The sequence below is a fragment of the Bariatricus sp. HCP28S3_A4 genome, assembly GCF_052066395.1.
Lineage (GTDB): Bacteria > Bacillota > Clostridia > Lachnospirales > Lachnospiraceae > Allocoprococcus.
Genome location: NZ_JBQHSE010000037.1, coordinates 1 through 20353, shown reverse-complemented (window position 1 = coordinate 20353; position 20353 = coordinate 1). Strand labels below are relative to the sequence as shown.

At 34.4% G+C, this 20353-nt stretch carries 18 protein-coding genes; all 18 read right to left on the bottom strand.

Features of this window, described 5'->3' with window-relative positions:
- Window positions 1-80: 80 nt before the first annotated feature.
- Window positions 81-677, bottom strand: coding sequence for a metallophosphoesterase (locus ACTNBF_RS14595; protein WP_441089556.1), 597 nt, complete (start codon window positions 675-677; stop codon window positions 81-83).
- Between the two features lie 182 nt (window positions 678-859).
- Window positions 860-1828, bottom strand: a complete 969-nt coding sequence (locus ACTNBF_RS14590) for a glycosyltransferase family 2 protein (RefSeq protein ID WP_441089555.1) — start codon at window positions 1826-1828, stop codon at window positions 860-862.
- Window positions 1829-1844: 16 nt separating this feature from the next.
- Window positions 1845-3368 carry a lipopolysaccharide biosynthesis protein gene (locus ACTNBF_RS14585; protein WP_441089554.1) on the bottom strand — a complete coding sequence of 508 codons (1524 nt, stop codon included), beginning with the start codon at window positions 3366-3368 and terminating at the stop codon, window positions 1845-1847.
- Between the two features lie 18 nt (window positions 3369-3386).
- On the bottom strand, window positions 3387-4085 hold the full coding sequence (locus tag ACTNBF_RS14580; RefSeq protein WP_441089553.1) for an acyltransferase: 699 nt from the start codon (window positions 4083-4085) through the stop codon (window positions 3387-3389).
- Window positions 4082-4789, bottom strand: coding sequence for a hypothetical protein (locus tag ACTNBF_RS14575; RefSeq protein WP_441089552.1), 708 nt, complete (start codon window positions 4787-4789; stop codon window positions 4082-4084). The genes ACTNBF_RS14580 and ACTNBF_RS14575 overlap by 4 nt, the downstream gene beginning before the upstream one ends.
- Before the next feature lie 7 nt (window positions 4790-4796).
- On the bottom strand, window positions 4797-6116 hold the full coding sequence (locus ACTNBF_RS14570) for a hypothetical protein (RefSeq protein WP_441089551.1): 1320 nt from the start codon (window positions 6114-6116) through the stop codon (window positions 4797-4799).
- A 23-nt stretch (window positions 6117-6139) separates the two neighbouring features.
- Complete coding sequence (locus ACTNBF_RS14565; RefSeq protein ID WP_441089550.1) at window positions 6140-7102, bottom strand: glycosyltransferase family 2 protein; 963 nt, start codon at window positions 7100-7102, stop codon at window positions 6140-6142.
- A gap of 28 nt (window positions 7103-7130) precedes the next feature.
- Window positions 7131-8135, bottom strand: a complete 1005-nt coding sequence (locus ACTNBF_RS14560) for a glycosyltransferase family 2 protein (RefSeq protein WP_441089549.1) — start codon at window positions 8133-8135, stop codon at window positions 7131-7133.
- A gap of 3 nt (window positions 8136-8138) precedes the next feature.
- Window positions 8139-9146 carry a glycosyltransferase family 2 protein gene (locus ACTNBF_RS14555; RefSeq protein ID WP_441089548.1) on the bottom strand — a complete coding sequence of 336 codons (1008 nt, stop codon included), beginning with the start codon at window positions 9144-9146 and terminating at the stop codon, window positions 8139-8141.
- Window positions 9137-9856: a glycosyltransferase family 32 protein gene (locus ACTNBF_RS14550; RefSeq protein ID WP_441089547.1), complete on the bottom strand. Its 720-nt coding sequence runs from the start codon at window positions 9854-9856 to the stop codon at window positions 9137-9139. The genes ACTNBF_RS14555 and ACTNBF_RS14550 overlap by 10 nt, the downstream gene beginning before the upstream one ends.
- On the bottom strand, window positions 9856-11061 hold the full coding sequence (locus tag ACTNBF_RS14545) for a glycosyltransferase (RefSeq protein ID WP_441089546.1): 1206 nt from the start codon (window positions 11059-11061) through the stop codon (window positions 9856-9858). Before ACTNBF_RS14545 ends, ACTNBF_RS14550 begins: the two co-directional genes overlap by 1 nt.
- Before the next feature lie 128 nt (window positions 11062-11189).
- Window positions 11190-12077 (bottom strand): glycosyltransferase family 2 protein, encoded by an 888-nt coding sequence (locus tag ACTNBF_RS14540; protein ID WP_441089545.1) that lies wholly within the window; start codon window positions 12075-12077, stop codon window positions 11190-11192.
- A gap of 5 nt (window positions 12078-12082) precedes the next feature.
- Window positions 12083-13174, bottom strand: a complete 1092-nt coding sequence (locus ACTNBF_RS14535; RefSeq protein WP_441089544.1) for a glycosyltransferase family 1 protein — start codon at window positions 13172-13174, stop codon at window positions 12083-12085.
- A gap of 13 nt (window positions 13175-13187) precedes the next feature.
- A complete protein-coding gene (locus ACTNBF_RS14530) occupies window positions 13188-14315 on the bottom strand; it encodes an EpsG family protein (protein WP_441089543.1) in 1128 nt (375 codons plus the stop codon).
- 1208 nt (window positions 14316-15523) lie between these two features.
- Window positions 15524-16966 carry an IS5 family transposase gene (locus tag ACTNBF_RS14525; RefSeq protein WP_441089542.1) on the bottom strand — a complete coding sequence of 481 codons (1443 nt, stop codon included), beginning with the start codon at window positions 16964-16966 and terminating at the stop codon, window positions 15524-15526.
- A gap of 503 nt (window positions 16967-17469) precedes the next feature.
- Window positions 17470-17655, bottom strand: a complete 186-nt coding sequence (locus tag ACTNBF_RS14520; RefSeq protein WP_441089541.1) for a hypothetical protein — start codon at window positions 17653-17655, stop codon at window positions 17470-17472.
- A gap of 26 nt (window positions 17656-17681) precedes the next feature.
- On the bottom strand, window positions 17682-18857 hold the full coding sequence (locus tag ACTNBF_RS14515; protein ID WP_441089540.1) for a hypothetical protein: 1176 nt from the start codon (window positions 18855-18857) through the stop codon (window positions 17682-17684).
- A 635-nt stretch (window positions 18858-19492) separates the two neighbouring features.
- Window positions 19493-20311: an EpsG family protein gene (locus ACTNBF_RS14510; protein WP_441089539.1), complete on the bottom strand. Its 819-nt coding sequence runs from the start codon at window positions 20309-20311 to the stop codon at window positions 19493-19495.
- Window positions 20312-20353: the final 42 nt, after the last annotated feature.

Here is a 20353-nt window from a genome sequence, read left to right as displayed (position 1 = left end):
GTTCCATACTTCCAGCAGAAAGCATCAAAGATTGGGCCAAGCACAAGAGCATTGATTGATGCAATGATCAAAATATATGCCTACCCAGTACAGGCTTTCCGCAGCTGTTTCAGTGCATACACACCGCCGATCAACGGCAGTATAACCTGTCCACCATGCACATGTCCGGCAAGAACACAATCTACATCCCATTCATCCAGTCCATCATTAATCAGCCAACAGACGGGCATATGACACATCAGAATCGTGTACAAATCCGTATTTTGAAAATCCGACAGGAAAGCACATTCCTCTGGATTAGCTTCATTGGTTTCCAAATACTTTTCCGGTAAACAGTAACCATAGATACCACCAAGACGAACTTTTTGACCATTCACTTCAAGATCCTGATACTGTCTGTCCAATACCACAGCCCCGGTGTCTTCATAAAGTTGGGTAATATCTATTCCATAATTCTGTTGATATTCTACCTCATGATTCCCCAAAGAAACATATACAGGCGCAATACTGCCAAGACCAGAAATCAGGTTTGTTGCGATATCTGTCTCAGATTCATCGGAATTCAGCAAATCACCGGTTATTAAGATTAAATCCGGTGCTTGCTCTGCCACCAAATCAAGCAGATTCTGATTATTATCTCCAAATATGCTGTTGTGTAAGTCTGTAATTTGAACCAATCTAATTGATTTCTGGATTTTATCGGCCTTTACTTCATATGAAATACTGCTCAATGAATATTCAGATTCATACAAATTATTTTTTATCACTAAGCCTACAATTAACAACACAACAATTCCACTAAGCAACAACATTTTTCGCTGTTGAAAAGAACTCAATAGATTACATTTTAAGTCATCTTTCACTTTTTTATCATCGAAAGCAACCGATACCCCTTTACTCCAAATGTTTTATATATCCAGTATTTAGTTTTTTGTATTAATGGTATTTTTTCCTTATCCATCATCTGATAGCATTCTTGGTATACTCTTCTCGAGTAATCAGTCTGGGCTATAGGAATTGTTCCATGAAGATCAGAAGTCAAAATCTTATCTAGCAAAAGTCGGATATTAGCCTCTTTTATCTCGTCAAGACCATGCTCCTTATAAAACAAAATATGTTGTAAAAAAATTTTTATTGCATCTTCGTAACATTTATCTTTTATCTTCTCGTTGTGCATAATAGAACCCTCGCGCTGTACATATCTATATCCTATATAATTCAGAACAACGATCTTATTACACTTTAATAGCAATTTCGGCATAATCTCTAAGTCTTCATAAAATATATTTTGCGTAAATCGTAAATTCTCCCAAATATTACGCCTCATGATTTTTCCCCACTGTGTCACATAATTCACTGTATACTTTCCTAAATAATGCATCTTCAATGCTTCGCTTGGAGAAATAACCATTTCTTTTTCTGAGACATATTCTTTTATCAATTTTTGTTCTTCAGAAACACACGCATAACCACAAACTGCGTAATCCGCATCATATTTTTTCACTGCATTATACAGTTTTTCTACCATTTCCAAATCAATGAAGTCATCAGAATCTACAAAAATTATCCACTCGCCTTTTGCAACATCCACACCATTGTTTCGAGCTACTGAAACTCCACTATTCCTTTGGTGAATAACAGAAATGCGTTGATCATTCCTTTGTATTTCCTCACAAATATCTACTGATTCATCTGTTGATCCATCATCAATAACAATAAGTTCTATATTTTTATAAGTTTGCCGCAATATAGAATGCAAACATTGATTTAAAAATTTCGCTGTATTATACACAGGTACAATAATCGTTACCAAATCTTCTTGTTCCATTACTTATTCTCACCTCTTAATGTTTCTTTATCATCCGTTTTACAAGTACCATGCAATCTTTAAATTCCGTTGTACGATGAAATACCACAAAAAATAACAAGTTAGGTATTATGAGACAAATTAAACCTCGAAGTAATAATCCAACAATCCCTCCAATAGGAATACATTCACATAAAAATCCATTAATCATGCATATAATAACTGTAACTCCAACATAAACCACCGTTCTGAACACATATTTTTGAGGACTAAGTTTAAACAAAACATGAAATAAATTATAAATCAGCCACGGAATATTGACTACAATATAGCTAAGTATTGTAGACATTAAAATCGCATAGATTCCAAATTTTCGAACAAAAGCAATATTTATCACTAAATTTACCGCTGCTCCAATTATCGCACGGAATCTATCTTCATGCCATATTCCAGCTGCGTCTTTGTATGTAGAAAACACTCCACTTAAAATATATAAATAAAAATAAATACAAAACAATACAACGACATCCATTCCATACATCATATCTTCTCCAACCCATATTTTCATAAAAGGTTGATATAGAGAATAAAAACAACAAACACAAAAACCCGAAATCCATGCTATAATAAAAGTTAAATCTTTGAAATCTCTATAATTTTTTTGAAGACTATTTGTGATTAAACTATTTCCAATTCCTGCTGTACATGCACTAAAAATCACGAAAACAAATGTGGAAACTGAATTCATAATATAGTAATAATTTTGGTACATCGCTAAAGCTGTCAGTCCCATAAAAGCAGAAATCACTATAGAATCTGCGGAATTTATTACTACACTTCCAATTTTCGATGTAAATAAATCTTTTACGCGCTGATTTATTACTCTAACCTTTTCTTTTTCCAAAGTTCCTCTTGGAATATACTCTGGATACATTTTGCTCACTATAAACGCATTAATTAAATTTTTAGCAACTTGTGCACCTAATACTATTATCAAATAAAAATAATAATTTTTAAAAACGAAAAGGATAAGCAATTGTAAAACTTGTTGAACGCATATTACAATTGTCGATGTGCGATCAATAACGTCATTCCGTTGATGCGCATATAGAAGACAGTTTTTATACGCAAAAAGCCAATAGGAAAGAACCGTGCTGCCCAAGTTCATTAAATAAAGGACATAAATATTAATACCATTCGGAATATCTTTTTTAATTAGCATTGGAACAAATGGCGTAATCGCAATACCCGCCGCCAAAATAACCAATCCTATAACACGGTAATATATTTTGTATAGCCTCATAAGAGCACAAATAGTATCCCTATCGTCCTCAGCAATTGGTTTATACATACTGAAGATCATAGCACTTCCAACACCCAATTCTGCAAGATTAAGTACCTGAAGAATGGAAGTAAACAAGCTATTTAGCCCCAGATAATTAGCACCCAGCGTATAGATCATTGCTGTCCTGGTAATAAACGGCATAATAATATTTACAATTTTTTGAACTGTACCAAAAAACATATTTCTGGCAGCATTCTGTGTTTTATTTATCTGCATTTTATTATTAGAAGTGGCCTATTTGCGCCAATTCACTCCTTCTTTGATAATTTTCGCGGGATAGCCACCAATCATTGCATGATCTGGAAATTTTCCGCCTGTTATAACGCTGCCATATGCGACAATTGAATCATTTCCTATTGATACACTTCTACAAATCTTAACTTCAGCTCCAATCCACACATGATTTCCAACCTTTATTGTACATTTAGAATTCTTTTCTTTCTCGTTCTCTATAACTTTATGGGCGTTTCCATCAATAATTTGAATATTCCAACCCAGCATACAGTTTTGTCCAAAACTGATTTGGTCATTATAATACAGTATGAAGTTACGATTTGCCGAAAATCCATCTCCAAATACTACTGTAGCATTATCATCAAGGCATATACGTGTACCTGCATGAAACTGAGCACTCCCTCCAAATATAATCTTCGTTCCCGGGCGAAACGCAATAACCCCTTTGCTTATCACTGGTATTCCTTCGGACCCCCCTCGTCCTATTGAAATCATATACTTTGATACATGGTCACTTTTTATTTCAACTACACCTTTATGGACTTCTTGTATTTTAACTCCATAATTTATAAAAAACGGAAGTTTAATAGCCTGTTTCACAGGCAAAACACGAAAATTGAAATATAAGTTTTTAGGTAATAACAGTAAATTATATAAAAATTCATAAGTTCGATTTTTAATGCTTAATAAAATCCTCATTTTATATCCCCAATATATTTTATAAGTTTCTTTAATCGAACCTTTGCTCCATTCATTTTACCAAAGACATATTCTAGTATTCTTTCTACTCTATGTCGGAGTTTTATCTCAGTCGGATATTGAATATATAATCCAACTAAAGGTTGATTAAAATATAAATTCACATATTTATCATAAGTAATGGTATACTTATAATGATTTTGCACCATAAATTGTAATAATGCTTTTTCAAAATCAATCTGGTCGGAATCATGAAACAAAGGATTCATTTTTCTTAACCGAATAAGATATTCTTGTGAAAGAATTTTTTTTTGATAAATTGCGTGATATATCAACGAATAAAAATAATCATCAAGATTCATCGTGTAAAAACCTACTGGATTAAAGCACCGATTCTTCAACATATTACTTTGCCATGAACGATCATAATATCCATCTCCAACAGTACGCACATCTAAAGCTATTTCTTTTCCTTTATACATAAATTTATAGTGTATACCATTATCTATTCCAATTCGTGGCTTTGCATCCAATATTCGAACCATTCTTTTTCGATCTCTTTTGCTTGCACACAATACATCAATATCATTATGTCCTTCAATCAGAATATCCCCAAAGAACCCTTCAAAATTTCTCAAAATTAAATAATTGCATTCATTATTTATTTGCCCAAATGCATCTTCCATGTGATCCCAGTTTTTCATATAATCCTCACTCTATAATCTTGAATTTTCTTAGCAATAAACCGCCTAAATGTCGAATTTTCGCTTTCAGATTTAGATTTGTAATCCAATCTTCAATCACACCATACCTAATCCTATTCAACAATAGTTTTGCTTTCTCCCAACATTTCAACTCATTTGTCATAAATGGTCTAAAAAGGTTACCGAAAACATACCCATAATTTATATCTGAACTTAAAGCAACTTGAGAATCCCAATAATTTTCTTGGACTACATATTCATGCAATCCGTAAAAAATCTTGGTAGCTGTAGGAGTTAAACATTCAGAAAATTCATCAGAAGCACAATGTTCTACTATGCTTTTTGCAAAAACAGGATTTTTTATTATATCTCCATAGTTCAAAAGCTCTGTACTTTTCTGAAAAAGCAGCTCTTTTCCTGCGTCAAGTGCCTCTTCTTTTGTATCAGTTATATGTATTGAATGATTTTCCATTTGAAAAATTTCTCTAATCTCCGCTTTTAAATCAACCATATCATTCAACTCGCAACCAGATAAAACATATACAGTTGTAAAAGCGCAATTACGATAGCATGCCTTTGCCTTAAATGGTATCCCCTTAAACTTATTTTCAATATTTCCAGCCCATTCTTGACTGCCATAAATATGGATCATTAACTGTTCCAAACCATGATAATTTAATCTGATTTGTTTTCGATATACAATATCACACGTTCCCTTTATTAATTCTTCCGTTTTTACTCGTTTGCTTCGTATATCAGCTCTCGGCCATAAACAGGCCACATAACTATTCTTTGAAAAATAAATATACAAAAATGCCATTAAGTCTAAAAAAACTTCTTCCAAATCTCGACTTTGAAAAAATTCATAATCATATATTTTATGAACGCCCGCAACCCTCACTATAGGAAGCGGTATTCCATAATAAATCGCAATAGCTGTACGATGAGACCCATCCAAAATGCTATTCTTATCCCCAACCGGTACAACCGATTTTTCTGCATTTAATCCATTATTTTTTGCGTCATCAATCAATTCATCGAAAGTATCAAAATATTTGTCTAATGTATTTTTTTCTTCTGACCCTGGTTCTGTAAATGATCCAAAAGAAAATGCACGAAGATGTGCTTTATATAATTCACGTGCCAGACTCTCATTTTTCATTTTCTCACGAGAATCAATATAAAACAGTTTGCATACTAAATCCAGTCTATCAGATTTTAAAAACTGGTATGCATCCACATATTCAACCTCTAATTTTTGATTTATGTCTAAATCCCATCCTTCAACAAAAAAGTTTGAAAAATAATCTCCTACTCTAATTTCCATAGTTATATTCTCCCAACAAAACATCAAAAATGTTTTGTCAAAAAATCAAATTTAATATATGAAAGTAAAATCCTTACTTTATCTTTTGCAGTAAAATCTTGCTTTAACAAAATAGTTCTATAACATCTATACAAATCAATTAGCCGTTTTCTAAATTTCGAGTAATCTTCTACTTGATTTTCTTCTAAGGCAGCATAATCTACCGTAAAAATATATAATATCTTTGCAGTATACGCAGCAAGATCTTGGAATCCTTTCTCACTAAAAAAGAAATATCTTTCATACAATGCTTCTAAATAATCCAAGCGAGAAGTATTAAATTTTCTTTTCATAATGCCTGTTTGGTTTTGATAATAATAATATAATGTGCATGGTATCACACCTACCTTTCGTGCATTACAATAAATTTTATACGTTGTTGCTTCATCTTCATGAATTTTTCCTTTAGGAAAACGTATTTCATCAAACAGTCGCTTTCTATATAATTTATTCCACGACACGGTACTTTCTACATATTCAGTATGATTTTTACTATATATTCTCCAGAGCATATCAATCCCTGAATAAGTATTTCCTGAACTGTAGGAAGCTTCTTTTGCTGGAACAAATTCCTCAAATACTTCATACCCGCAAACTGCTATATCACAATCATTCTCTATTACTGCACGATAAAGATATTCTAAATAATGTGAATCAACAACATCATCCGAATCAACAAATGCGACAAATTCACCTTTTGCTATATCTAATCCAGCATTTCTAGCGTCAGATAATCCTCCATTTTCTTTATGAATTACGCGAATCTTATTATTACATTCAGCGTATTTATCACAAATTTGCGGGCAATTATCAGGAGAACCATCATCAACTAAAATCAGCTCATAATTAGTAAATGTTTGAACAAGAAGGCTGTCAATACAACGCTTTAAAAACTCTTCCACTTTATATATGGGTACAATCACACTAATAATCTTCTGCTCCTCCATAATTACCCTTTCTTTAAATATATATTGTTCAATGGCGCATTTTTCGATAAATATTTCTGATATTCTTCCTCGTCAAAAAATACATTCTTAATATGGAATATTTTTTTCTAATAAGGCACCATACAATCGGCTTCATAATGGACTCAATGTTTTTTAAAGATAACTGTGAATTTACTTGTTCAGTTCTTCCCAACATTTTGGCAAGGCTAATATAATCTTCATTATTTTCTTTCGCATAATAAACGACGTAAGCCGCATACCTACTTATTATCCACTTAAAATAATTCACATACTCCAATTTTTTACAACTATCAACAATCCATTCCTTTATTTCTATTTGTATGGATAACTGAGCCATATAATCAATTCTCTTTTCCTTAGATGCATTGATAGCATCAGCCGTATATCTCATTGCCATGTATGGAACAATATATATATATGTATTCTCCCGATATAGCTCAACCATAAACTTCAGATCTTCAGCTAGTGTCAATCCTTCCTGGAAGTTGATCTGTTTTTTTTGTAAAAATTTTCGTCTAATCAATTTATTCCAAAGGTATCCCCAGTATCCTGTCTTATACTGGTACTTCATAAATAAATCCGGAAAATTTTCAACTAAAATAAGTCCTTGTTCCTCCACAAACACATCGAGAATTTCTCCATTTATCTCTAAGCGTTGATAATTTCCAACTATAATATCTATCGTATCATCTTGTTCATCAGAAAACACATCTTGTAAAAATTCCTGATTCGGTAAATCATCTGCATCAACAAACCAAATCCATTCTCCTGAAGCTATACTCAGTCCTGCATTTCTTGCTGCTGATACACCTTTATTATTTTGTTTTACGCAACAGATTCGAGAGTCTCTCTCCACATATTTTTCAATTATATCTGTACTCCCATCTGTTGATCCATCATTTACAACTATCATTTCCCAATCTTGATATGATTGAGAAATCAATGCATTAAACGTTTTCGCTAAGTAATTCGCCTTGTTATACACCGGCATAATAATTGAAACATTTGGCATTTTTTATCCTCTCATAACTGCAGCAAGAATACCAGCATATCGATGCTTCATAATCCAAAGCTGAACTTTAAGTTTTAAAGGTATACAATTAGGGTATGCGAAATCATAAAATGCTTTTATTAGTTTTGGATCAGATAATATTTCCTTTATTCTTTCTTTTGCATCACTATTATTTTGAGCATTCCTACATTCCATACCAACAGTATTACAAGCATAATATATTAAATGAAGCTTCAATTGTCTATTAAAATCATAATCCGCTTTTGAAGCAAAATAATTCTCCATATATTCATTCATTCGTTTATAAACATCCCATGCTCCCATACGATAACTTGTTGTGATAGTTCCAGGATTCTGGTAATAATGATATAATCCTTTATTTTTCAAATACACAAAGCTATTTGCACAATAACCAACCATAGCACTAAATAAGTTATCTTCTGACCATTTTACATCTTCAGCAAACTCAATATTGTTCGCACTCAAAAAAAATCTATTATAAATGCAATGCCAAACTGACAAGATTGGTCCATAATCAATATTTTCACTCATGATAAGAGCAGGATATATATTATTTATAATATCTTCTTTATTGTATAATCCATCTCTTAATTGTGTTGACATTAAAGATCTACTTCCATCTTGCATTATTCTAATATAGTCAGACATTACAAAATCAGCTTCATACTTTTCAGCAGCATTGACCATGATTTCAAACATATCCAGTTCAACATCATCATCTGAATCCACGAATCCGATGTATTTTCCGCATGCAATTTTCATTCCAGCATTACGGGCACTACTTAAACCACCATTACTTTTATGTATAACACGTATTCGTGAATCTTTCCCTTTTAGTAGATCACAAATCAATCCACACTGGTCAGGGCTTCCATCATCAACTAAAATAATTTCTATATCATTCAGAGATTGATGTATCAAACTATCAACACAACGTTCCAAGTATTTTTCCACTTTGAATACTGGTACAACTAAACTAATTATCGGCATTTTAATTTCCTCAACTTATCCATTCTTGCTTTTCCTAAAAGAGGACCCATAATGTATTTAATCCCCTTTTTTACTCTTGTTGTTCGTGGCATCCAAGAAACATAAAATAAGTGTTCACATATCGTGTTTTCAGTATTGTGATGGATGCAATTAGCATAATCATACGGCGAAAAATATTCTTGCGGATAGATAGCTATACCGTCCATCAACTCTTGATATTGATTATTACGCACCAACCCCATATCAGTAAGAATTTTAGTTAGTTTTCCTACATTAGTACCAGGAATTATATTTCCATTTTCGTCATAAAACGAAAGATCATCATATATTGAAAGGAACTGCTGCATTAATGGATGTTGTGGTTCACAAGCCATAAAACTCGTTGCAATATAATGCTCTTCCTCAAATCCAAAAACACATCTATGATTTAAAATATTATTAAAATTCTTGTATACCATCACATCCGTATCAAGATATATTCCACCGTAGTCATACAGAGCTTTTACCCTTGCTACATCACTTACAAAAGCATATTTATGAGCTTGATACGCATCCGCTGTATAGTTTTTCTCATAGACGTTGAAATTATTTTGGTTCCATTCCATGATTTCATAATCTGATAAACATTTCTTCCAGCTTTCAATACATTCAATTACTTTTTTCGGTTTCTCGCCACCAAACCAACAATAATGTATGATCTTAGGTATCATTACTTTTCTCCTATTAAAGCATACAGTTTTTTAATTTCTTCTTTATTCGAATAATCTTCTCTGTATGTATTGTTTATAAGATGCTCTCTCATTTCTTTGTTTATTATAAGATTTGCAATTGCTTCTGCACATTTATCGTTATCTTGCGGTACAATTACGCCATCATAGCCATTATCAAGCTGACTTTTAGCCGTTGGATAATCAGTTATGATAACTGGCTTATGCAAAGCTTGGGCCTCACGAACAGTAACAGCTTTTCCTTCAAACCGTGATGGCTGGATATACCAATCGCATTGTTCAATATAGGAATATGGATTTTCTTTTTTTCCAAGAATAATCACCTTATTTTGCATTCCATTTTCAACAATTCGATGACGAATCAATTCCTCATCAGCACCAAATCCTATAATATACCATAGAACATTAACACCTTTTTCCAATATCTGTCGACAAATGTCCGGAATATTATCAAAATTCTTAGCAGTACAAAACCTTCCTATAGATAATAAAATAATTTCGTCGTTTTTTTTCAATCTTTCAGCCACAGGGATCTTTGATTGCTCTCGGAGGAAATTTACCGCTAGAAGATTCTCTATTTTTACAACTTTTTGTTGCAGCAAAGGGAAACATTTAATAAAAGATTCTGCGCAAGCCTCTGAAATTGCAATAATATGATTATATTTTTGCCACATTCTTATTTCAGACTTGACATCAACTTTAATAAAAGAATAATCTGTATGTATCCATGCCACTTTTTCTTTTGCATTTACTTTTTCAATGACGAAATAATGTGGGGTTAAGAAACTTATTGCTAAATCATATGTTATCTCTGGTGTAATGTCCGGCATCAACCATTTGGTAAATTTATGACTATACTCTATTTCAACTTGACTGTTCTCATCATAACAATGAATAGCATTATATATCTTGGCAAGATATTTTCCTACCACCCTTGATCCAGCAAGAAGGAAATGCCCATCATGAATTACATTTGAAATTGGACTGGCTAAAGTCGCATATTGAGAAATCACTGGCAACAAATTAACTTCCTTAGGAATTAGCGGAAGTAAATCTCCTTCATGGCGAAATAGAAACAATGACACATCATATTCATCATAATCAAATCCACTTAAAAGTCCTAAAAGAGCCCGTTCAGCTCCACCTAATTCCATAAAATGAGATACGACCAATACTTTTTTTTTCATACAACCCACTTTTATTCCTTTATTTATTCTAATTTCCCAACATCTTTGTATTTTTACATCCAGTCTATCTGATATGAATCACAACAAAAAATTCAAATTGTTTTTTCAAAACCCGCTCTTTTTTTCATTCAATAACTTTGACTAACTTTTCTCTTGATCCATATTGTTAATATCCACCCCATCGGTGTACACAAAACTGTAAGTAATTTTCGCGGTGATTCTCGAATATAATTTTTATTTTTCGCAATCTGACTGCTTGAGCAATAGTGAATACAATCTTTAATCAGTCTTTTCTTGCTTATCGGATACTGCATTGCAACTTTACGCAAAAAAGCAAAACCACGAGGATTTTGTAAATACTGTTTCCACATTGTTCCTGTTGATCCATCTGCTTGATACTCTACTTCACATATAATATCATTTAAAACGAACAGTCTATACTTCTGATCTACCAATGTATACTTATAAACCAATCCCACATATTTTTCTCCCGAAAAAACCGGATAAGGAGATACGCTATTAATCACGTCTGTACGGTAAATCAATTTCTTATCTCCTGAACCGCCAGCAGCATAATATCCGCCTAAAGTAGTATCCTGCATTCCATCTGGAAATCCCTTTCCTATAAGATTCCCAGAAAAATCTGCATCCAGTGCAATTAGTCCAGCATAACCTTTCTCTCTAACTTGATTCCAAGTTCTTTTAATCTTACTAACCGCCCCAAGTGCCATTTTATCATCAGAATCAATACAAACATTTAATTCAGTATGAATATTCTCGTAAGCAATATTGTGTGCGGTGTGCATTCCTCCATTTTCTTTATAAATATATTGAATTTCAAACCCATTATCTTCTTTTTTCCAGCTATTAACCAATTCTGCTGTTTCATCTGTTGATCCATCATCTACAATCAACCAGATAAAATCCTTACAATCTTGCTGACGCAAACTCTCATAAGTACGCGGCAAGGTATGTGCACGATTATAAGCTGGTGTAAAAATTGTAAGTAATGCCATAATATTTACCTTTCTTCATATTCCAAATAAAATCTTTCCAATTTTTTGGCCTCTGTTGAAATATCATAACCTGCTTCTTTGATTTCCTCGATGTGATTTTCATGTCCTCGGTAACTCTGCTGTAAAATACACTCTGCCCACTGTGCAGGAGATTCTACTAACGATATATTTGACACCAAGTTGTTTGTTACAATACATTCATCCGATACATGATCAGAAATAATACAATGTAATCCTGAAGCCTGTGCCTCTATCATTGTAACAGGAAGTCCTTCATACAAAGAAGGGAACACAAACACATTCATTGCCTGCATCATTCGATTGACATCTGAACGGATACCAGTAAAAATAACTTTATCATGTATTCTCATATTTTTTGCTTTTTCTTTTACCAAATTCATGCCTTCTCCTCCACCAACAAGAAGAAGTCTAGCTTCCGGCTTTCTTTTTAATACTTCCTGAAATACTTCTAATAAAAACATGTGATTTTTCGCTGGAGTGAAATTTCCCACATGTCCAATAATAACGTTCTCATCCAATCCAAATTCACTGCGAATCTGTTTTTCTACATCAGAAACATATTGATATTTTTCGGTATCAATCGCATTTCTAATAATTTGATATTTATCACCAGAAAACATCCAATCACCAGCTTGTTTTCCACAAGCAAACATATGCGTAGCATACTTTGGAATCCGTTTCATATAATGAAGTTTAATAGGATATTTTAAATTTTTTACTGCACTGCTGGAATGGCTATGAGCAATTCGAATCGGCACTCCACATTCTTTTGCGCACTGCAGTGCAACAGAACTCAAGCAATCCTGATGGACGTGTACGATTCGATATTCTGGATGTTCATGAAAAAAATATTTTAATTCTTTGCGATACGATCTACTCCACGGAACAAGCCTTGAAATATGATAAATCCTTCCCCCCAAACCCAGAATCTCCGAGTCATAATCTGCTTCAAAATCACGATGAACCAAAAAATCAAATTGGACTCTATTACGATCAATATGACGGTAATAATTCATCAACATTGTTTCCAATCCACCGCGTCCCATATATGTTACTATTTGCAAAACTCTAATCATTGACTTTCCTCACTTATATAATTCCCCATGTTAAATGCATCTGATAGTAAAAGAACGCTAAAAAACCACAAATTAATACCATTTTTACTAATCGTGCAGATTCTTTGGTAAACATATGATCAATAAGCCATGGTACTGCGACATACCCTTGAAGTGTCGTATATATTGGAAGTCTGCCGATATAAATCCCCGAAGAAAAAACGCTCAACAAATACATCAATGCAGTACAAATACTACAATTGACACACATATTTATGACAGCAGAATTCTCTTCATCAACAAAGCGTTTCCCAATTAAAGAAAGAATCGCAGGAATTGAGTAAAACAACATTCGAAAAATATTAGTTCCATTGTCGTTTGTCCAAATTTCGTTTGTCATTAAATCACTATATTGCGTTTCTGCCAACATAGTATCAAGGATTGTAGTAAACTGATTCATAAACAAAATTGCTACACCTACACCAGCCATCATTAAAATAGTCCGTTTATTCCACGCCTTTCCTTGAACCACAAATAAAATTGGTAACATTAAAAGTGCAGAACCGTGAATTGTAGCAGCTATTAAAATCAAACAAACTGCGAAAATGTATTTCTTCTTTAGAGCCAATCCAAAACATAACAAGGTAATACATACAGCAATGAACTGGCGCATCCCATTAAACATCCAAGACAAATAATCAGTAGAAGCCACAAACATGAACATGCACAGCAGAAAACTTGTAGAAAATTTTCTAAAAAAATACACAACACAAAAAATTTGGAATACTGCAATTATCAAAAAAAATAGTTTGTCACTATTCCCCACAACTGATTTTATTAAAATCATCAAAACAGAAAAGCCCTTGTCTTTTGTATGCTCTGCCAAATACATAGGTATTTGAGAAATAACTGCTGGCGCATTTAAAAATGTAGTTCTATAAACTTCTGTGTCACCAAAATTTGATCTATTCATACACCAGACGGCATACGGACATGCCAGTAAAATTACTGCTGGCCAGCTCCATCTATACTCTGTTTTTCCCAACACTTGCACTGTACTTTTAGGCGCCACAATTGCCAAAACCCCTCCAATTACAACAAGCCAGATCAACAACCACCAATAGTTCGTCAATGTCATATCTTTAACCCTTTCATTTACCACACTGCATATAGTACAATGCTAAATTTTTTTAGAAAGTTTATCTGGTAACGACATAAGTGATCACACTTCCTATCGCTTCTTTCTATTCACCCCATAGAATTTCGCTATTGCAATCCCGATATCACTTATCAAAAATAGCGCCAAACTATAGATTTCCAGTTTCTAATTATATCATGCAACGCCCCTTTTTCCAATTGCTTTCCTCTAATTTAAAGTAGAAAATTTTCAATTTTGTGAACTATTTTTTATCTGGACAATACATATCATCTAACTTAATTTTTTTTATATCTAATCAATAAAGTAAATATCAGACTTTGTACAGTCCAGCACAGAAAAATAGTACAGATTTTCACGAATTTACCTTTCCTCTTCTCATAAAAATGACTACCGTTTCAATCTTCTGTACATCCCTGATTATATGATTAGTTCCTAGAGCTTGCCCATTCTACACAGTAATCATTCTTTGCACAACCTTCCGAATTCCATCTATTATCTATAGTTCCGCATAAATTTTCTACTTACACTTCAATGGTTGTAAGTGGAAAATTTATGCGGAACTATAGATAATCAAAAAAGATCATATTCTTGTCCAAGGTTCAGTGCCCGCTCAGATCACTTCTCTCTGTCCGATTTTCAATTGTTAAATCATCTTTTGTTTTTACCTCTAACTTTCGTCCACCATGAACAGAAATTAGAGCATTTTCTTTTTGCACACCCAAAAGGTAAGCTACTGTTTCCGGTACTGTCCTTTCCCGTTGAACGGCTTCGAGGATTGCTTCTTTTTCAAAAATATCTCTCTATTTTCTTCCGATAATTGGTTTCGTCCGGCCCAGAGGCAGATAACTCCATCTACCTCTGCTTTTCTTTACCTGAATACCATGCTATTCCTGATGGATTTTCTCTTTTTCCGTCTCAAATTTTGTCCTCTTCGGTTTCTGCTCCTTCTGAATCAGAATCTCATTTTCCTGATTCAATGTTGCCTGCCCACGCTGCTCAACCCGATATTCTTCATTGGCTACACGTTTCCGAAACTAGTATGACTCACACTAATTAACAAACTGTTTCATGTAGGATAAATTTTCAGCCTGCAAGGCGGAGGAATGAGTCGTAGCGCTGGCTACGGCGATTGACGGCAACGCATCAGATGGAAATTTAGGCAAGTGAAACGGGCCGTTAATTAGTGTCTGCTGATTAAGCCATTTTCGGGCTCAACTCAGCAAAATACTCTGTAAAAATTTCAAGCAGATAAAAAATGCGCAAAGTATTCGTCGCTGGATCTTAAATAGATTCGCAACGAATACAGATAATGCAATAGATGTAAGTTGGGTCTCCTCCAGTTTGGTAACGAGCTTGCCCAGACCGTAGCAACGTTTCGCGAGGCTAAACTCGCGTTCCACTCCTATTCTATCTGTATTATCCTGATATTCAGTCTTTTTATCTGATTTGATTGTTTCTGCGCTTGGTCTCCCAAGCTTGGGACCGGAAAGGCGGATGCCTTTTGATTTGCAGAAGCTTCTGTTATCCCTGGTCCTGTATATCTGATCTGCAAGGACTCTCTCCGGATAATGACCGGTTCGAGTCTTGAAGCGTTCCACCGCTTCCTGCAGACAAGTGCTTTCATTATAGGCTTCGAAGGATATTTTTTCGAGCCTTGCATAACCTTGTGAATCAAGGCTGACATCAAGCTTTGCCCCGAATTCAACCGATGCATTCAGCTTTCCTCGAACAATTGGCCTCAGCCATGGCTGGGTTATGCTTACAATCCGGTTGTCAACAGAATGCACTTTGTTTTCAAACATGTACTGCTGTTGCTCATATAACTGGAAGATGGTCTGCAGTAGTGGGATTTCCTTGCGGGTTGGCGCATATCCTTCTGACATAAAGTCTTCCAGATATCCCATATCACGTCTGACGTATTGCAGCTGCTGACGCAAAGCTCTGCGGATCTTCTTTACGGCGCGTTTTTTACACTTGGCAAATGCCAGATAATCTTTCCTGGCTTTCCTGCGATAGCGACGTGGCAGCGGCAGACCGTATGCTTTATGGAATCTGTAAATGATGGCTTCCAGTTTTTCTCTTGCCTCGTTCAGTAAAGAAACATCCTGCGGATATCTGATATTTGCAGGAGCACAGGTGGCATCCAGAATCAATGTACCTTCGTTTTCAGGTTTCTCTTCCACACAGGCATCTGATGATGAGGTTCCTCCTCCCGAGGGAGGCTTCGGATGATCGTCATCATCCTGCTTTTTATTCAGGGCATCCAACATGTATTCGTTGGCTTCCGCTATCATTCGAGCGTTAATTCTCTTACGGAACAGCACCAACGTGCTTGCATCAAATGGTGGTGTTTCCTGATACCCCGGCAGCCCGATAAAGTACTGCAGATACGGGTTTTCTGTGATCTGCTCAACCAGTTCCCTGTCTGAATACTGGAACTTTGTCTGTATGATCAGGGCGCCAAGTGCTGTACGCAGCGGCTTTGCAACATTTCCAGTCTTTCCTTTAAAAAGCCTGGAATACTTCTTTTCAAAAACATCCCACGGGATGGCATCAGCCATCTTGATCCAGCGGTTATTCGGATTCATATGAAGCCCCAGTGGCTGATTGAAATCCAGAAAAGAAAAATGAGTTTTATCAATTGCCTTGTACATGAATTTCAGCTCCTTCTATATGATTTTCAGCAAAAAAACTGCAAGAAAAATAAACTCAAAATATTGAAACCCTTGCAATAATTTTACTATATAAGGAGCAGAAAATCAGTATTTTCAAGCATTTTACTATTAATCAGTAGACACTAATTAGTGCGAGGCATACTAGTTTAAATTATCTCTTAACCAGCCACAACGATTTCCTTCGCAAATATACCCTCGATTTTGCCAAGGCACTGCATTGACATAAAATCTCCTATCAGCTGGATTAATTATCTGCCGAACAAACATCTGACCTACGCGTTTGGTGTTTTCAATCCGAAATTTCCGGAAAGTCAGGAAGTCATACAGCATTTGGCACAGTACCTAAAATCCTTTTAATTTTCTCCCCTTTATCCTTCCTGTACACCTTTATAGACATTGAAAAACTCCTACTGAACAGAACTTACATTTCTGAACTGTGGGAGTTCTCAATATTTATTCAAGAAAAAATATTTTCTTTTTAATCACCTAGACATAACCCTTTTTTCGAAATCCTTTAATTGAGCTCTCCTACTAGCAGGATATGAATTGGGCATCATGGTATTAAGCTCAACAAAAACATTTTTTTCTCTTTTCTTTTTTCCCCTTATAGTGCATGCAGAAACTTTATTTATTTGCTTAACTTTATTTTGAGTTTGCGCCTTTGCCATTTTAAGTTCTCCTCCAAACTTTTCTATTATGCTTTTCTACCATTAGTACCCACAAACGTATTATTATACACCAAATTAAGAAATGATTGTGGCAATTCCTTGACATCAGCAGCCCGATCAATCCAATTAGAATTTAAAGTTTCTAAAAAATTTCCATATAACTGAGCCATTGAAAAAAGAATTTGAGCAACTTCTTTGTCAAACACTTCAACACCCGGTGTTTTGTTCATGCAATCACAACATAAATACCCTAAAAATTTATATGTATTATCTGCCTGCTTTATTCTGATAGCTACTACAACAGCACAATTATAGTATGCATCAAAGTCTTTATGTTCATTGAGGTAATTCTCACTATCCTTTCGTGCATTGTTAATAATAAACTGATCTTTTTGAAGGCACAAAGAAAAGTCCACATTTCCATCAATCGAGTATGGTACTTGTCCAATTTCTCGTTCATGTTCGTCATAAGTCCGCTTATCCCTAAATGCTGTGTAAACAACTATACTGCTTCGATCATTGTCTTTTTGACAAAACGGACGATCAAAAAGTTTAACAGTTGCCGATACACGATATCGATGCCCTTGAAGTTCCAAATACGCTTCAACCATACTAACAACATGAAGCAACAAATTAGTTGAATAGCGTTTATAAAGGTCAAATAATGAAATCGAAAAATCTTGATAAGAATGAATTATTTCACCTTTTAAAACCTCGTCATTTTCTATTCCGCTATCTTGAAGAGTTTCCAATACTCGATATGACTTTTCACCTATGGCTGGAATACGATTGCACAACTCATTATTAAGCTTAGAAGCATTTTTTAGATTCGAAATAATAGTTGATACTCGTTTCTGTGCCTCTTTCTTTTCAATTTCTGCTCTTTCACATTCATCTTTTTTCATTTGAGAATATTTTTTTTCAATTTCCTCACACTTCAAACGTTCTTCTGTAAAAGTATTTTCCAATGCCTTTATTTTATCTTCAAAATCTGACTTTTCTCTTTCATAAGAATATTTAATCACCAAATTCCATACACCAATGAAAACGACAATAATATCTACCGCCAAAATAGAAATAAATACCGTCAAATATCCATTAGGTACGGTGGCATAGCCTGCTATGACAGTTGCTATCGCACCAATAGCACCGACAAGACAACTTACTATTTCAAAAAAATGCTCTTTAACCTTTTCTAACATATCTTACTTAATCTCCCTGCGCTAAAAAAGACTATACTTATTTTATCATATTCTTGTCAAAAATCAACAAGATATGCCATGTAAAAAATTCATTCTCCCGTAGTCTAATTTAAGTATGAAAACTTTTTATAAAGTCCATTCCCCAAATCTTCTTTTAAATTATACTTTTCAATGTGTTATGCATTTTTTCTGAAAACCATCCAAGAAATTCATTTGCAAATCCAATCCCCCTGATAATTTATCATCGATTGTTATAGTATATCCCTTTATATATTTTTAGCTTATATTTTACGATTCCACCTCTTCAAAACGATATAAATTGAAGGGATATTCTGCCTTCTCACTGCACCTTGATAACTGAACAGCAGTACTCCAAAACTACCATCTGACATTGAGCCAAGATACCTGCCGCCGTGACCGGGAAAGGAGTTGAAAATTGCTTACGCAGCGACATACGCAGGAGATCCAAAGAAGCAAGGCCCACTTCTGAGCGTTGAAATGCAGATGACAATGATACTTCCGTTAAAGTAGGGCGGCGGCTTCGCAACCGGGCCTGTAAAGGTCATGTTTCCCCTGGCCAGGGAAAGTTGGAGTATGCCCCATTTCAGTCTGGGGCAAGGGATATAAATTGACTGTTACAATTCAGCAATACAAATATCAAACCTATAGTCAAATAGAAACCGGATATACACACTAACCAACGTCGTATATATAGGCAGTCTGCCAACATATATACCCGATGAAAAAGAACTAAGCAAATAAATTACAGCGGTGCAAATGCTGCAATTGACACACATATTTATTAGAGGAGAATTTTCTTTATCAACGTACCTTTTCCCAACCATTGAGAGAACCGCAGGAATCGAATAAAACAGCACCCGAAAAATATTCGTCCCATCATCGTTTATCCATATTTCATTTGTTATTAAATCATTGTATTGCGTTTCTGCCAGCATGGTATCAAGAATTGTAGTAAACTGATCCACAAACAAAATTGCTACACAAACACCTGCCATCATCAGAAGTGTTCGTTTGTTCCATGCTTTTCCTTGAACCACAAATAAAATCGGCAACACCAAAAGCGCAGACCCATGAATGGTAGCAGCTAACAAAATCAAACATATTGCGGGGATATATTTTTTCTTTAACACAAGTCCAAAACATAACAAAGTTATGCATACAGCAATAAACTGACGCATTCCATTAAACATCCAGGACAAATAATCTGTAGAGGCCACAAACATGAACATACATAACAAAAAATTGGTAGAATATTGTCTAAAAAAATATACAACACAAAAGATTTGGAATATCGCTATTACCAGGAAAAACAGCTTATCACTATTTCCAATAATTGATTTAACTACAATCATCAAAACAGAAAAAGGTAGTGTAAAATATTTTGTGTTTTTGAAAAAAATGGCTCCTTTTTGGTAAGAATTCAGATATGACAATTTTTATCGAAAAGGAGTATTTTTATGCCAGTTGCAAAGGAA

Coding starts and splice junctions, on each gene's coding strand:
- ACTNBF_RS14560 (WP_441089549.1), bottom strand. CDS start 8,135: ATGCCAAATGTTTCAATTATTATGCCGGTGTATAACAAGGCGAATTAC.
- ACTNBF_RS14565 (WP_441089550.1), bottom strand. CDS start 7,102: ATGGAGGAGCAGAAGATTATTAGTGTGATTGTACCCATATATAAAGTG.
- ACTNBF_RS14580 (WP_441089553.1), bottom strand. CDS start 4,085: ATGAGGATTTTATTAAGCATTAAAAATCGAACTTATGAATTTTTATAT.
- ACTNBF_RS14555 (WP_441089548.1), bottom strand. CDS start 9,146: ATGCCGATAATTAGTTTAGTTGTACCAGTATTCAAAGTGGAAAAATAC.
- ACTNBF_RS14520 (WP_441089541.1), bottom strand. CDS start 17,655: ATGGCAAAGGCGCAAACTCAAAATAAAGTTAAGCAAATAAATAAAGTT.
- ACTNBF_RS14540 (WP_441089545.1), bottom strand. CDS start 12,077: ATGGCATTACTTACAATTTTTACACCAGCTTATAATCGTGCACATACC.
- ACTNBF_RS14590 (WP_441089555.1), bottom strand. CDS start 1,828: ATGGAACAAGAAGATTTGGTAACGATTATTGTACCTGTGTATAATACA.
- ACTNBF_RS14535 (WP_441089544.1), bottom strand. CDS start 13,174: ATGATTAGAGTTTTGCAAATAGTAACATATATGGGACGCGGTGGATTG.
- ACTNBF_RS14525 (WP_441089542.1), bottom strand. CDS start 16,966: ATGTACAAGGCAATTGATAAAACTCATTTTTCTTTTCTGGATTTCAAT.
- ACTNBF_RS14550 (WP_441089547.1), bottom strand. CDS start 9,856: ATGATACCTAAGATCATACATTATTGTTGGTTTGGTGGCGAGAAACCG.
- ACTNBF_RS14515 (WP_441089540.1), bottom strand. CDS start 18,857: ATGTTAGAAAAGGTTAAAGAGCATTTTTTTGAAATAGTAAGTTGTCTT.
- ACTNBF_RS14585 (WP_441089554.1), bottom strand. CDS start 3,368: ATGCAGATAAATAAAACACAGAATGCTGCCAGAAATATGTTTTTTGGT.
- ACTNBF_RS14570 (WP_441089551.1), bottom strand. CDS start 6,116: ATGGAAATTAGAGTAGGAGATTATTTTTCAAACTTTTTTGTTGAAGGA.
- ACTNBF_RS14575 (WP_441089552.1), bottom strand. CDS start 4,789: ATGAAAAACTGGGATCACATGGAAGATGCATTTGGGCAAATAAATAAT.
- ACTNBF_RS14545 (WP_441089546.1), bottom strand. CDS start 11,061: ATGAAAAAAAAAGTATTGGTCGTATCTCATTTTATGGAATTAGGTGGA.